The sequence below is a fragment of the Mangrovitalea sediminis genome (genome assembly GCF_002514725.1).
GTDB classification, from domain to species: domain Bacteria; phylum Pseudomonadota; class Gammaproteobacteria; order Pseudomonadales; family Oleiphilaceae; genus Mangrovitalea; species Mangrovitalea sediminis.
This window is the reverse complement of record NZ_NTLB01000003.1, coordinates 476,199-490,349: the sequence shown is the minus strand read 5'-3', so window position 1 is coordinate 490,349 and position 14,151 is coordinate 476,199. Positions and strand designations below refer to the sequence as shown.

The window sequence follows — 14,151 nt, the reverse complement described above, 5'->3', positions numbered from 1 at the left end:
TTGATTTTGTCTCATTTACACGACGCGACACAATGGCCCCATCCAACAACTCACCCAAAGGAGAGCCAAAAAGATGGCACATTTGCATTTCCTGGGATTCCCCAGGATAGGGCCCCAACGACAACTTAAGTGGGCAACGGAAGCCTATTGGCGAGGTGAACAGCCCCTGCAGGCCCTTCGCGAAACTGGCGCCGAACTACGCCGCCAGCATTGGCAGCAACAACTCGAGGCTGGCGCGGGTCACCTGACGGTTGGTGACTTCGCGTGGTACGACCAGGTACTCGAGCAGGCGCTGTCGTTCAACATCGTCCCCGCCCGGTTTCGCCAGGGCCTTAAGCTGGATCGACAGGATCAGGTCTATGCCGTCGCCCGAGGACATCGCGATGAGCATGGCGAAGAGCGTGCGGCCAGTCCGATGCGCAAATGGTTCGACACCAACTACCACTATCTGGCGCCAGAGTGGGATCCGGAAACCCGGCCCCAATGGCTGGGTGGCGACTTGCTCGATTGGGTGGACGAAGCCGCACAATACTCTGACCACCTAAAGGTGGCACTAACGGGCCCACTGACATTCGTCTGGCTAAGCCATTTCGACAGCATTGATCCGTTTGAGGCTCTCGAACGCCTCCTACCCGTATACCGGGACGTCCTGAACGCTTTGCAGGAACGAGGCGTTGAATGGGTTCAACTGGATGAACCCGTGCTGGCCCTGGACCTGCCTGCCGACTGGCGCCACGCGTTCGAGCGCTCCTACCATCAGCTGATGCTCGGACGCACTGTCAAGGTGTTCGTCAGCAGCTATTTCGGTGGACTGGAAGACAATCTCTCACTGGCATTGAGCCTCCCGGTCGACGGTCTTCACGTTGACCTTGTCAGCGCACCGGAGCAACTCGGCGTACTTCTTGATCGACTGGGCCCCAACAAGATCCTGTCCTGTGGCGTTATCAGTGGACGCAATATCTGGCGCGCGGATCTTGAGGCCATCTATCAGCGACTGATCCCGGCCCGGGAGCGACTTGGTCAACGCCTCTGGCTGTCTACCAGTTGCTCTCTGCTACACGTACCTTACGACAGCGCGCAGGAAACACAGCTGCCAGCCGCCTTGCAGGAAAACCTTGCCTTTGCCGAGCAGAAGCAGTTCGAACTCAAAGTCCTGGCCGCTCGCCTTGCCGACGCGCCGGCCTCCGAATGGCTTAACGCGTTCACCCATAGCAACCAGGCCCGCGATGCCTGGGCCCGGCTGCCCGAGCGGCATCTAAAGGAGGTACAGGATCGACTGGACCATACCGGCCCCGATCATCGACGCCGCAGCCTCCCGTTTGCCGAACGTTATCCTCTGCAGCAAAACAGCCTGAAGCTGCCGCCCCTGCCAACGACAACCATTGGCTCCTTCCCGCAAACGGAAGACCTACGCCGAGCCCGCCGCGAATTGCGCCAGGGAAAGATCGATAAACTCGCCTACGATGCCGCTATCGAACGCTCAATCACCGACAACATCGCCATCCAGGAATCGCTCGGCCTGGACGTATTGGTGCACGGCGAGCCCGAAAGAAACGATATGGTCGAATATTTCGCCGACTTCCTGACTGGCTTTGCCACCACCCAAAATGGCTGGGTGCAGAGCTACGGCACTCGATGCGTCAAACCGCCCATTATCTACGGGGACGTCAGTCGCAAGGCGTCGCTCTCTGGCCAGTGGATCAAGCTTGCGGCCACTTCGACGACCAAGCCCGTCAAAGGCATGCTTACGGGCCCTGTAACGATGCTCGCCTGGTCGTTTCCCAGGGACGACATTGCCAACTCGACGATTGCCGACCAGATTGCGCTGGCCCTGAGCGACGAACTCGCCAGTCTCGAGCAGGCGGGCATCAGGATCATCCAGGTCGATGAACCGGCACTCCGGGAAAAGTTGCCGCTGAGGAAGCAGCGCCAGGAGGAATATCTCAACTGGGCCACCGATGCGTTTCGCCTGGCGACTGCCGGCGTCGCGCCGGAAACCCAGATCCACACCCACATGTGTTACTCACGCTTCGAGGATATTATCGAAGCTATCGGTGCACTGGATGCCGATGTTGCCACTATCGAGGCAGCGCGCACGGACCTGGCCGTGGTTCCTCGCCTGCGGGACGCCGGCTACCGCCAGAACCTGGGCCCCGGAGTCTATGATATCCACAGCCCGCTGGCTCCCAGCGAACCCCAGATCGCGGCGCGTATCCGGCAGCTTCTGACCGTCTTACCTGCCGAGCGCCTGTGGATCAATCCGGATTGCGGCCTTAAAACGCGCGGCTGGCAGGAAGTGAAAGCGTCTCTCTCTGCCATGGTGGCGGCCACAAAGGCCGTACGGGAAGAGCTGGCACAGAGCATTTAAACCCAGGATGCCAAAGTCCAGACACAAAAATGCCCGCATTAAGCGGGCACTTTTGTTTGATATGGCGCGGCTGGGAGGATTCGAACCTCCGACCGCCTGGTTCGTAGCCAGGTACTCTATCCAGCTGAGCTACAGCCGCATATCGATGGTTTACGTCACCGATCAACGTTAAGTGGCGCGGCTGGGAGGATTCGAACCTCCGACCGCCTGGTTCGTAGCCAGGTACTCTATCCAGCTGAGCTACAGCCGCGCAAAGCGTCAATGGCGGAGAGGGAGGGATTCGAACCCTCGATAGGGGTATAAGCCCTATACTCCCTTAGCAGGGGAGCGCCTTCAGCCACTCGGCCACCTCTCCAAAGACGCGGCGTATCATACCATAAATTTTCCGGATTCATAGGGTTGATCCGGCTTTTTTCCAATGACATCCAAAATCACCGAAACGACACCAAACTCCTTGAGATATCGACAAAAACCGATCCCGGAGAAAACCGCCTTCCCCATCCCACGAAACCTGATGCCACAAAAAAGGAGCCGCCAACCAAGTGCCTTTCGACACCTCAATCAGGGCTCCCTTCTTTGGAACCAGAATCAGTCCGGCTCCCTTTCATACGGTGTAGGCTTAAGGCTGTTGACGACATCGGCGCAAGCCCGTCACTCAGCTCAGGGGCGAACTAATCGTGCCCCTGATCCTCACCGTCACTCTTCTCACGCTGAATGCGCTGGTAGATCTCTTCACGGTGAACCGCCACGTCTTTCGGAGCATTCACCCCAATACGTACCTGATTTCCCTTAACCCCCAGAACAGTAACGGTAACATCGTCACCGACCATCAGGGTCTCGCCTACACGGCGGGTTAGAATCAACATATCCTTACTCCTTATTCAGAGCGACCTGTTCCGAATATATTCGTTATAGTAACCCGGCCCTGCCATATCATACGAATGAGTGTCCTTTAAGGATCTCCGTTCGCACCTGCAGTGCCGGTACAACCCTGAAAGTGCGGCGACCAAATCGCACCTCAGTGATTGTCCTCGGGCTTGTGCAGCTCAAATGCGCTATGCAGCGCACGAACCGCCAACTCCAGATATTTCTCGTCGATGACGACGGAAATCTTGATCTCAGACGTCGAGATCATCTGGATATTGATCCCTTCCTGGGAAAGTGCCTTGAACATCTTGGTGGCAACTCCCGCGTGAGACCGCATCCCTACGCCCACTATAGACACTTTTGCAATTTTGTTATCACTCTTGACCTCAAGTGCCGCCACGTCTTTTGCAACATTTTGCAGGACGTCGAGCGCCCGGCGGTAATCGTTGCGGTGCACGGTGAACGTGAAATCAGTGCGATTATCGGCACTGACGTTCTGCACGATCATGTCGACCTCGATATTGGCTTCACTGATCGGTTGCAGGATGCGCAGCGCAACGCCGGGGGTATCTGGTACACCGGCTATCGTCAATTTCGCTTCATCACGGTTGAAGGCGATACCGGAAACAACGGGTTGCTCCATCACGTTCTCATCCTCAAGGGTAATCAGCGTGCCGGGCCCTTCCTGGAAACTGGAAAGCACCCGTAACGGTACATTGTATTTGCCGGCAAATTCGACCGAGCGGATCTGCAGGACCTTGGAGCCCAGGCTCGCCATCTCGATCATTTCCTCGAATGTGATCTTGTCCAGACGGCGCGCGGTATCGACCACCCGCGGGTCCGTGGTATAGACACCGTCCACATCCGTATAGATCTGGCATTCGTCCGCCTTGAGCGCGGCCGCCAAGGCCACAGCGGTGGTGTCGGAGCCACCCCGTCCCAGCGTGGTGATGTTCCCCTGCTCATCGACCCCCTGGAAACCCGCAACCACAACGACTCGACCGGCCTGCAGGTCGGCGCGCATATTGCAGTCGTCAATTGACTGGATGCGTGCCTTGTTGAAGACACTGTCAGTGACGATACGCACCTGGGCTCCGGTATAGGAACGGGCTTCCACGCCACGTTTGATCAGTGCCATGCATAACAACGCGATAGTGACCTGTTCACCCGTGGAGAGCAGTACGTCGAACTCTCTCGGCGTGGGCTCCTCCATGATTTCCTTGGCCAGGGAAATCAGTCGGTTGGTTTCCCCGCTCATCGCCGACACTACAATCACCAAATCGTGACCGGCTTCCCGGAACGCCTTGACCTTATCGGCCACCGCCTCAATGCGATCCACGGTACCGACGGAGGTACCGCCAAATTTCTGAACCAGTAATGCCATGTGACGTCTTTGTCCTTTCACTAAGGTCCTGAAGAAAGCCGTTGATCAATTTGCGGACAATGCCGGGGCCGCGATTATAAACAGTGCCCCGCCGTCCGCAACAGTCTCTTGTGCACTGGCGCGCCGCCCTCAGCCCAGCAGGGCCGCAACGCGGGCCTCGACGGACGCCAGCGCCGCCGGCAGCTTATCGGCATCGGTACCACCCCCCTGCGCCATATCGGGACGACCGCCGCCCTTACCGCCGACCTCAGCGGCAAGATCCCGAACCAGGTCGCCAGCGCGCACCCGGGCAGTGAGATCCTTGGTGACGCCTGCAACAAGGGATACCTTGCCGTCCTCGACACTCGCCAATACGACGATACCGGAGCCCAGCTTGTTCTTGAGCTGATCGACCGTTTCCATCAGACCTTTACGGTCGGCGCCCGCCATCTCGGCAGCCACGACTTTAACCCCGCCGACCTCTTTGGCACTGGACGCCAAATCCGATCCGGCAGCGCTGGCCAGCTTGCCTTTCAGTTGCGCCAGCTCTTTTTCCAGCTGTCGGCTGCGCTCAACAGCAACCTGCACCTTCTCGATAACGGCATCCCGGTTGGCCTTGACCAATGACGCCACTTCCCGGAGCGTCGACTCCGTCGCATCGAACCAGTCCAGCGCCCCTTGGCCGGTAACCGCCTCGATCCGCCGAACACCTGCCGAAATGCCACTTTCACCGGTAATCCGCAGCACGCCGATATCACCGGTACGGGCGGCATGGATACCACCGCAAAGCTCCACGGAAAAGCCCTCGGTTCCCATCGACAACACCCGGACCGTATCGCCGTATTTTTCCCCGAACAGCGCCATTGCGCCCTTTTCACGCGCGCGGTCCATATCCATCAGCTCTGTGTGAACCGGGGTATTGGCGCGGATCTGTGCATTGACCATCCGCTCGATGGTCTTCAACTGATCGGCAGAGACGGCTTCAAAGTGAGAGAAGTCAAAGCGCAGGCGGTCGGGATCCACCAGCGAGCCTTTCTGGGTGACATGGTCCCCCAGAACCTGCCGCAGAGCCGCGTGCAGCAAATGCGTTGCAGAGTGATTCAGGGCTGTCGCCTGACGCCGCTGCTGATCGACACGGGCTTCCACCTGCTGGCCGCTGGTCAGCTCGCCGCTGACCACACGGCCAACGTGCAGGTGATGATCACCGTCTTTGCGGGTATCGGTCACCTCGAAGCGACCACCATTCCACAGCAGTACACCGGTATCACCGACCTGACCGCCGGACTCCGCATAAAAAGGTGTTTTCTCCAGAACCACCACCGCCTCGTCACCGGCAGCCGCGGTACCAACCTTGCCGTCGACATAAACGGCACGCACCACATCCCGGTCATCGACCAGTTCGTAACCGGTAAACTCGGTACGCCCTTCAAGCCGCACGCCGGCGTTATAATCGACGCCGAACTTACTGGCCGCCCTGGCCCGCTCGCGCTGCGCCTCCATCTCCCGCTCATAACCTTCGTAGTCCAACGTCAGGCCACGCTCGCGGGCGATATCGTTGGTCAGGTCGACAGGAAAACCATAGGTGTCGTAAAGCGTAAAGATGGTGGTACCCGGAATCTCGGTTCCGCTAAGCGCTTCGATGTCCTGCTCAAGCAGGCGCAGCCCCTTGTCCAGAGTGCGGGCGAACTGCTCTTCCTCCTGCAGGAGAATGCGCTCGATCTGCTCACGCTGTTGTTTCAGCTCGGGGTAGGCATCGCCCATGATCGCCGCCAGAGCGCCAACCAATTTGTAGAAAAAGGGTTCTTTCGCGCCGAGCTTGTTGCCATGACGTACCGCACGGCGAATGATCCGGCGCAACACAAAGCCGCGTCCTTCATTGGATGGCATGACGCCGTCAGTGATCAGGAACGCACAGGAGCGGATGTGATCGGCAATGACCCGCAGGGACGCTTCCCGATGATCGATACCGCCCAGGACATCGGACGCGGCCTTGAGAAGGTCTTCGAACAGGTCTATCTCATAGTTGCTATGGACCTTCTGCATGACGGCCGAAATGCGCTCCAGCCCCATACCGGTATCCACCGAGGGACGCGGCAACGGCTGCATTTCACCGTCTGCAGTACGATTGAATTGCATGAAGACCACGTTCCAGATCTCGATATAGCGGTCACCGTCCTCCTCAGGACTGCCAGGAGGACCTCCGGCCACGTCAGGACCGTGATCGAAGAAGATTTCGGTACAGGGGCCACAGGGGCCGGTATCGCCCATCTGCCAGAAGTTGTCGGAGGCATAGGGCGCACCCTTGTTGTCACCGATGCGCACAATCCGCTCGCGCGGCACACCGATCTCATCGGCCCAGATATTGAAAGCTTCGTCATCGGACCCGTAGACGGTCACCCACAGGCGGTCGCGATCGATGCCCAGCCAGTCCGGCGACGTCAGGAAGGTCCAGGCGAAGTTAATGGCTTCGCGTTTGAAGTAGTCACCGAAGCTGAAGTTACCCAGCATCTCAAAGAAGGTATGGTGACGGGCGGTATAGCCGACGTTCTCGAGGTCGTTGTGTTTGCCGCCGGCACGCACGCAGCGCTGGGAACTGGTCGCGCGGGAGTAATTACGCTGCTCACGCCCCAGGAAGACATCCTTGAACTGATTCATCCCGGCATTGGTGAACAGCAGGGTGGGATCGTTCGCGGGCACCAGCGAACTGCTGGGCACGATGGTATGTCCCTGCTGCTGGAAGAATTCCAAAAAGGCCTTACGTATTTCTGCGGTCTTCATACCCGATTCCCGATCACCTTGTCCCAAAGAGATTCATCTCACGTCCAGCGCCGGCCGGCAGCCGATCACGCTGTACGGGTTGCTAAGGGCCGGTACAGATGCGGATTCGGTATATGTTTGCCATCGGACGGGGCGAAACCCGGCGCTGTGGCGGCGTGGACGCGCGAAAGAGCGTTACTGTAACACAGCTTGGCCAGCGTCAAAACGCGCCCGCAGAGCGAAAAAGTCGATGAGGCGCACAGATAGGAATGACACCCGGGCCCAAGGTTCCCCTTGAGCTCCGGTAAGACGTTTTTATGCCACCGATTGGGCGGATGTCGCCGGCTGCGAAGCAGCGGTTTTGGAGGTATGCCCTGCGGCAGACGATGAAGCCTTGCTGTCGGCAGGTGACAGTAATGTTTGCAGGAACTGGGAAAGAAAGTCTTTGGGTGCGACAGACTGCCCCAGCTGCGTCGCCTGTTGGTGACCAGCCCCCAGCAGTTGCTGGAACAACGAGGCAAAATCATTGGCGCTTACACCGGACTGCGCAGCCTGTTGCGATGCGCCCTGAACACCCGACGCCAGCTGCCCGATAGGCTGCAGCGATGCCAAAGACTGGGCGGCCGGCGCCGTTTGGCTGTAAGCCGCCGCCCGAACGCTCTTACTGTAACTCAGTGAGAGACTGAACTTGGCCAGCGAAGTGCCATCGATACCCAGCGACTGAGCCTGCTTGAAGGCGTCCTGCACATTGCCATTAAAAAAGGTGTTGGAGAGCGACTGCACCTTGTCCAGCAGGTCAGTGATCGACTTCTGCTCACTGGCATCCAGATGCCCCTTGACGCTGATCCGATAGTGCCCAGAAAACAGGTGGCCGGTCTGCGCCTGCAGAGTTTGTCCGCTGGCATTCTGGGAGCTACTGATCGATGCTCCGTCGTATTGACGCTGATCCAGCTGGATCGTAACCCGGTCGCCGTCTTTCGTTGTGATCTTCAGCGACAGGCTCTCACGACTGGTCGACTCGATCGCGGCAGCCTGACTGGACACAACGTCGGCCGAACCGGAACCTGTGGCGCCGGCTGACCCGCTGCTCGCCGTGGCACCGTCAACCTGCTGCTGAAGCTTGTCGAGCCCCTGTGTGACACTGGACAGACTTTTCCCGATGGACTTGTCCAGCTCCGGGCTGAGCAAACCCAACGACTTCAACTGGTCACGGGCTTCCTGGAAGCCCTTCTGCACACCATCACGAGCCTGATTGAGCAGGCCATCCAGCTGCGATTGGTCCGCGCCATTGGCAGCGGCCTGATTCAGACGCTGGGTAATGAATCCGAGAATATTCTTGGCGGTTTTATCCGCAGATGGCGCTTCTGACGACTGTGGTGCGGTTGCACCAGAAGTGGTTCCGGAGCTGCTCGCGCCCGCTTGGCGACTGAAGGACCCCAGATGGTAGCGTAAGCTGGATTGGAGCAGCTTGATCGCCCGTGTATCCTGGTCTTCATTGGCACCCGTACCGCTGGCAACACTCTCGGTTTTGGCTGAGCCGGCACTCAATGCAGAATCACTGTCAGCGGATTGACCGTTGACACGCGGCTGCAAATGAAGTCCCGACGAGTGTCCCAGCAGACCCTGGAACAGCGGAGACAGCGCGATAGTCATGACGAACCCCCTTCATCGCTGGAGCAGACTTGGCCTTGCCGCCCCCTGATGGAGCATTTAGCGGCAGCTTCGTCAAAAACTTTAAACGCCATTTATCGAACCACCGCCTGATGTCCAATCCTCACCGCATTCGGTCGTCAGCCGGAGTATACTGCCTGGCAATCAAGGCCCAGGATCAAGCACAAGGAGAATCCAACAATGCCACGGCGCTTTCCGGAAGCCCCAGATTCACTCCCCGCCGCGGGCCTGCTCCGTCGCTTTTTAGCCATGGTCTATGACGGGCTGATCTGTATCGCACTGCTCATGGTCGTCACCGAGATCTACAACACGATCTATCAGTTGAGTGTCGGCGCCGACCGCTACAAGGTTCTCTTCGAAAGCGGTGCGACGACGCATGACCCGCTACTGACGTCAGTCCTGTTCATCAGCCTGTACCTGTTCTTCGCCTATTTCTGGACACGCACCGGGCAAACGCTGGGTATGCAGGTCTGGTTGATCCGGACGCAGAACCCTGACGGATCCAGCATTTCCTGGTTACAGGCGCTCCTGCGCTTCATGATGGGATTCGTCAGCTGGGGAGCGGTGGGGCTGGGTTATCTCTGGCAGTTGGTCGATCGCAAGCACCAAACCTGGACCGACCGCTTCTCCGAAAGCATTGTCGTCAGGCTGCCCCGCCCCTACGGGAACAAGGACAAAACCGAGACCAAGGGCGAAACCACGACGGAATAACGGCGGTGGACTACCCTACCCGCCGGATCAACACCAATCCGATCACCGCGCAGATAACAATCGGCACCAAGGTCGCCAGGATTGGACTGAAGCCGAACACCATGCTGGTCGGGCCCAGAAGATCCTGGACATACTTGAAAACGAGGCCGACGATAATCCCGGTAAACACCCGGAACCCCATCGTGACCGAACGTAAAGGCCCGAACACGAACGAGATAGCCACCAACACCAGGACACCGGTGGCGAGCGGCCTCAAGACTTTCTTCCAGAACGCCAGCCAGTAGGTCTTGGCATTCAGGTCCTGCTTGCCGAGGTAACGGGCGTAGGTATAAAGCCCCGAAATCGACAGGTTGTCCGGATAGACGGACAACACATTCAACAGTCGCGGCGACAAAGACGTCTTCCACACTTCGGTGGCATAGCGTTGCATATGCGTGCCGTTAGGCGTCAACGTCGTGGTCACCACGTTTTCGAGCAGCCAGTGATCGCTCTGGTAGATGGCCCGTTCCGCAAAAGTGGCCGATTCAAGCCAGTGCTTATCACCAAACTTGAACAGGGATACGCCATGGAGAACCCCGTTCGGCTGCACCGCATTGAAGTGCATGAAGGTTTGCCCTTCCCGGTGCCACAGGCCGCCGGACGACGCCAGGTTATTGCTGTCGCCCCGCTCGACCTGGCGATCGCTCTCCGCAATCCGCTGGAAGTAAGGCGCCACGAACTGCCCCAACAGCAAGCCGATGATCACGATCACCAGAGCAGGCTTCATGGCCGCCCAGACTATTCGGCGAATCGATACCCCGGCAGCACGGATAACCGTCAGTTCCGAGGTGTTGGCCAGGGTTCCCAGGCCGATGAGACAGCCCATAAAGGCGCCCAGCGGTAAGTACTGGTATAGCCGGTCAGGAAAGCTCAGCACCATGTACATCAATGCCTGAGACACCTGATAGCCGTTTTGCAACGACTTCAGCTCATTAATGAATCCGAAGATGAAATCCAGCGACAGCACCACCAGCAAGACCAGCAGTGACGCCATGAAAACAGTACGGTTAATGTAACGATCAAGCTGCCGCATGACGCGCCCCCCGCTTACGGCGCCACGCCGGCAACCAGTAGAGCCCGGCGATCAGCAGCAAAAACAAGATATGGATCCACCATAGCCCGGCCCAGAGCGGCAAACGCCCCTTGGCCAGCGCACTCTGCCCGGCGATCATCGAGCCAAGATAGGTGATATAGATCAGCATGGCCGGCAACAGGTGGAAAAACCGCCCCTGCCGAGGATTCACGCGACTCAGCCGAATGGCCAGCAACGTCACGACAGGCACAATAAACGGCAGCGCCAACCGCCACTGCAGCATCGCCTGCATTTTAGGATCGGAGCTACCCCACAACTTCTCCGTGCTGACAGCATCCGCATAGCCCGAAAACGACGAATTTGTCGGTTTGGCCAGACGCATACCGTAGCTATCGAACGTGGTCACCTTGTAGTCCAGTTTACCGGGGTTGCCTTCGAAACGGGCGCCGTTGTGCAACACCAGATAACGGCTGCCGGTTTTGGGGTCGACATACTGATTGCCGGTCTCGGCTGAAATCAGGATCAAAGGCTGGTTCGCCTTATCGTGCTGAGCAATGAATACGTTGTGCATCTCACGCTTGTCGCCACTCAGCGATTCCGAATAGGCCACCCGGTTACCTTCCTTAAGCTTCTGGAAGCGACCGGGTACCAACATGGCAAACTCGGTGGTCTGAGACTGTTCCTTGAGGATATTGTCGACCTGCTGCAGCCCCCAGGGCGAAAGATAGATGGTGCAGGCGCCGACGATGAGGGTCACCAGCAGGCTGGCCCCCATGGTCTGCATAATGATCTGCCGCTCACTCACCCCGCAGGCGTACAGCACGACCATTTCGCTTTCCAGGTACATCCGCCCATAGGCAAGGAGAATGCCGATAAACAGGCCCAGCGGCAGGATCAACTCCAGGAAGTCCGGCAGGCGATAGCCCATGATCGCAAACAGCACATCAGGCGAAATGCTGCCCTCTGCCGCCTGCGCCAGATACTTGATGAAACGACCGCTCATGAAGACCATAAGCAGTACACCGGTCACTGCCAGCATGCTGACCAGGATCTGGCGCGTCAGATATCGGAAAATAATGAACAAACCGGTTACGTCCCCTCGGCGTTGACGCTACTGAAGCTGACCATCCGAAAGCCCGCTATTCTAGAGAACCTTGCTGCCGAATGACAGCGGCCGGTCATGCAACGCTGCCAGGTTTGACGTACACTTGCCTTCAACTATATCGCTAGACCGGGAACCGCCAGCAGCCTGCTGTCGAACGCACTGTTGCGCGAGGCCCGGTGCGCCATTGTCATTATCAGGAGAGATCATGAAATACGCGCTGAATACCAAGGGTTTGATCGACTGTTCCGCCGACTGTCTCGTCGTTGCTATTCCCGAGTCCGGCACTTGGCCCGCCAGCGCGGACACCGCTGACAAGCAGGAAGACGGCCTGCTCCGTCGCGTTGTCAAACAAGGCGATTTTTCCGGCAAGCTCGGCAGCACCATGCTGCTGCCACTGAACGGTAAGCCCTGGTCGCGCATCCTGATGGTCGGTGCCGGCAAGCTGGACAGCATCACTGTTCAGCAGTTCCGCAAGATAGCCATCGCTGCTCTCGGACGCCTGAAGGACGCCGGCAGCAAACACGCCCTCCTGACCCTGGCAGAATTGCCCGTCAAGGATCGCGACGAAGCCTGGCGCGTTGCCTTTCTCGCCCGCGCCTGTGAAGAAAGCCTTTACCGCTTCACCGAATTCAAGAGTGAAAAAACGCCGGCTCGTGCACTCAAGCAAATCACGCTGGATGTCTCCGCGGCGGACGCCTCGCTGGAGCAAGCCTTGCAGACCGGCCAGTCCGTTGGACACGGCATGAATTTGGCGAGAGACCTGGGCAACACCCCAGGCAACGTTTGCACCCCTCGCTGGCTGGCGAAACACGCCAAGGACCTGGCCAAAGAGTTCGACTGCGTCGAGACGGAAATCCTCGACGAGAAACAGATGAAAGCGTTGGGCATGAACACCCTGCTGTCCGTGTCCGCCGGCAGTGCCGAGCCCGCTCGGCTGATCGTCATGCAGTACAAGGGCGGCAAGGCCAAGGACAAACCCCATGTCCTGGTTGGCAAGGGCATCACCTTCGACACCGGCGGCATCAGCCTGAAGCCCGGTGAAGCCATGGATGAAATGAAGTTCGACATGTGTGGCGCCGCCAGTGTACTCGGCGCGATGCGCGCGATTGCCGAGCTCAAACCCAAGATCAACGTCGTCGGTGTCATCGCCAGCGCAGAGAACATGCCCGGCAGCGCGGCCACACGTCCGGGCGACATTATCAAAACCATGTCCGGCCAGACGGTGGAAATCCTCAACACCGACGCAGAAGGCCGTCTGGTGCTGTGCGACGCACTGACCTATGTGGAGCGATTCAAGCCCGCCACCGTCGTCGATATCGCAACCCTGACCGGCGCCTGCATCATCGCGCTCGGCCACCACGCCGCAGGCTTGCTGTCCAATGACGACAACCTTGCCAAGGCGCTGCTGGAAGCGGGCGAGCGTACAGGTGACCGCGCCTGGCAATTGCCCCTGTGGGATGAATACCAGAGTCAGCTGGACAGCAATTTCGCCGACATCCAGAACATCGGCGGGCGCCCTGCCGGCACCATTACTGCGGCCTGCTACCTGTCCCGTTTCACCAAGGACTATACCTGGGCTCATTTGGACATTGCCGGTGTCGCCTGGCTATCCGGCAAGGAAAAAGGTGCAACCGGACGCCCCGTCCCCCTGCTGATGGACTACCTTCTGTCCCATGCCGGCTGACGACGCAAGCGTCGCAAGGCGCTGGTTCTACATCCTGCCACAGACCGACGATGGAGCCCGCTACAGTTTCGCGGCGCGCCTGACGGAAAAGGCGTGGCAGGAAGGGCACCGGGTCGGTCTTCAGGTGGATGGCACCGCCCAGGCCGAGGCGGTCGACCGGGTTCTCTGGCAGTTCACACCGGAATCGTTTCTACCGCACCGTATCGTGGCGGACAATAGCGTGAACTGCCCAGACCCGATCGGCGTGCTCTGTTGCGATCCGTCACCACAGGACTGGGATACCCTGATCATTCTCGGCTCACGCCTACCGTCGATGGCCGACCGTTTCCAACGCCTGGCACTGGTCGCACATAATGAGCAGGCCACACTGGCGCGAGCCCGGGATCTCTACCGCCAGTTGCGCGAGCTCGGCTGCGAACCCCGGGTTCACGATACCCGGAGCCGTTCCCGTGGCCGCCCGGGTTCGCCGCGCTGACGGCCTACATGTATAATTCGCCCCTTATGGGCTGACGCCAGCGTCGCCCGGGTTCCGTTCACTTTTCGCAAAAGAAGA

The 14,151-nt window shown here is 58.8% G+C and carries 10 protein-coding genes and 3 tRNA genes; 4 read left to right on the top strand and 9 right to left on the bottom strand.

Annotated elements, in window-relative coordinates; all coding sequences use genetic code 11:
* The first annotated feature begins 73 nt into the window (after positions 1 to 73).
* Positions 74 to 2,368: a 5-methyltetrahydropteroyltriglutamate--homocysteine S-methyltransferase gene (gene metE, locus CLR77_RS09175; protein ID WP_097460316.1), complete on the top strand. Its 2,295-nt coding sequence runs from the start codon at positions 74 to 76 to the stop codon at positions 2,366 to 2,368.
* Positions 2,369 to 2,430: 62 nt separating this feature from the next.
* Here the strand turns inward: metE and CLR77_RS09170 are convergent.
* The 7 genes from CLR77_RS09170 to CLR77_RS09140 all read right to left on the bottom strand — a co-directional run bounded on the left by CLR77_RS09170 (position 2,431) and on the right by CLR77_RS09140 (position 9,008).
* Positions 2,431 to 2,507 (bottom strand) — tRNA-Arg (locus CLR77_RS09170).
* Positions 2,508 to 2,541: 34 nt separating this feature from the next.
* Positions 2,542 to 2,618 (bottom strand) — tRNA-Arg (locus tag CLR77_RS09165).
* 12 nt (positions 2,619 to 2,630) lie between these two features.
* Positions 2,631 to 2,723, bottom strand: a tRNA-Ser gene (locus CLR77_RS09160).
* Positions 2,724 to 3,039: 316 nt separating this feature from the next.
* Positions 3,040 to 3,234 carry a carbon storage regulator CsrA gene (gene csrA / locus CLR77_RS09155; protein WP_097460315.1) on the bottom strand — a complete coding sequence of 65 codons (195 nt, stop codon included), beginning with the start codon at positions 3,232 to 3,234 and terminating at the stop codon, positions 3,040 to 3,042.
* 152 nt (positions 3,235 to 3,386) lie between these two features.
* Positions 3,387 to 4,619, bottom strand: a complete 1,233-nt coding sequence (locus CLR77_RS09150; RefSeq protein ID WP_097460314.1) for an aspartate kinase — start codon at positions 4,617 to 4,619, stop codon at positions 3,387 to 3,389.
* 129 nt (positions 4,620 to 4,748) lie between these two features.
* Entirely contained in the window at positions 4,749 to 7,376 is a 2,628-nt protein-coding gene (gene alaS / locus CLR77_RS09145; RefSeq protein ID WP_097460313.1) for an alanine--tRNA ligase, read from the bottom strand.
* A 294-nt stretch (positions 7,377 to 7,670) separates the two neighbouring features.
* Positions 7,671 to 9,008 (bottom strand): DUF5610 domain-containing protein, encoded by a 1,338-nt coding sequence (locus CLR77_RS09140; protein ID WP_097460312.1) that lies wholly within the window; start codon positions 9,006 to 9,008, stop codon positions 7,671 to 7,673.
* 198 nt (positions 9,009 to 9,206) lie between these two features.
* Here CLR77_RS09140 and CLR77_RS09135 point away from each other — a divergent pair, with 198 nt between their 5' ends.
* Complete coding sequence (locus tag CLR77_RS09135) at positions 9,207 to 9,737, top strand: RDD family protein (RefSeq protein ID WP_097460311.1); 531 nt, start codon at positions 9,207 to 9,209, stop codon at positions 9,735 to 9,737.
* A 10-nt stretch (positions 9,738 to 9,747) separates the two neighbouring features.
* On the opposite strand, the gene lptG is transcribed toward CLR77_RS09135, so the two are convergent.
* Both lptG and lptF read right to left on the bottom strand, forming a co-directional pair.
* Positions 9,748 to 10,809, bottom strand: coding sequence for an LPS export ABC transporter permease LptG (gene lptG, locus CLR77_RS09130; RefSeq protein ID WP_097460310.1), 1,062 nt, complete (start codon positions 10,807 to 10,809; stop codon positions 9,748 to 9,750).
* On the bottom strand, positions 10,796 to 11,893 hold the full coding sequence (lptF, locus tag CLR77_RS09125) for an LPS export ABC transporter permease LptF (protein WP_097460309.1): 1,098 nt from the start codon (positions 11,891 to 11,893) through the stop codon (positions 10,796 to 10,798). Before lptF ends, lptG begins: the two co-directional genes overlap by 14 nt.
* Positions 11,894 to 12,119: 226 nt before the next feature.
* On the opposite strand from lptF, the gene CLR77_RS09120 reads away from it, so the two are divergent.
* Positions 12,120 to 13,598 (top strand): leucyl aminopeptidase, encoded by a 1,479-nt coding sequence (locus CLR77_RS09120; protein WP_097460308.1) that lies wholly within the window; start codon positions 12,120 to 12,122, stop codon positions 13,596 to 13,598.
* Positions 13,588 to 14,073, top strand: a complete 486-nt coding sequence (locus CLR77_RS09115) for a DNA polymerase III subunit chi (RefSeq protein ID WP_097460307.1) — start codon at positions 13,588 to 13,590, stop codon at positions 14,071 to 14,073. The genes CLR77_RS09120 and CLR77_RS09115 overlap by 11 nt, the downstream gene beginning before the upstream one ends.
* The last annotated feature ends 78 nt before the right edge of the window (positions 14,074 to 14,151 follow it).

What these genes read in the sequence shown, in the direction of transcription:
- metE (WP_097460316.1), top strand. Translation starts at nt 74, where the DNA reads ATGGCACATTTGCATTTCCTGGGATTCCCCAGGATAGGGCCCCAACGA.
- csrA (WP_097460315.1), bottom strand. Translation starts at nt 3,234, where the DNA reads ATGTTGATTCTAACCCGCCGTGTAGGCGAGACCCTGATGGTCGGTGAC.
- CLR77_RS09150 (WP_097460314.1), bottom strand. Translation starts at nt 4,619, where the DNA reads ATGGCATTACTGGTTCAGAAATTTGGCGGTACCTCCGTCGGTACCGTG.
- alaS (WP_097460313.1), bottom strand. Translation starts at nt 7,376, where the DNA reads ATGAAGACCGCAGAAATACGTAAGGCCTTTTTGGAATTCTTCCAGCAG.
- CLR77_RS09140 (WP_097460312.1), bottom strand. Translation starts at nt 9,008, where the DNA reads ATGACTATCGCGCTGTCTCCGCTGTTCCAGGGTCTGCTGGGACACTCG.
- CLR77_RS09135 (WP_097460311.1), top strand. Translation starts at nt 9,207, where the DNA reads ATGCCACGGCGCTTTCCGGAAGCCCCAGATTCACTCCCCGCCGCGGGC.
- lptG (WP_097460310.1), bottom strand. Translation starts at nt 10,809, where the DNA reads ATGCGGCAGCTTGATCGTTACATTAACCGTACTGTTTTCATGGCGTCA.
- CLR77_RS09120 (WP_097460308.1), top strand. Translation starts at nt 12,120, where the DNA reads ATGAAATACGCGCTGAATACCAAGGGTTTGATCGACTGTTCCGCCGAC.
- CLR77_RS09115 (WP_097460307.1), top strand. Translation starts at nt 13,588, where the DNA reads ATGCCGGCTGACGACGCAAGCGTCGCAAGGCGCTGGTTCTACATCCTG.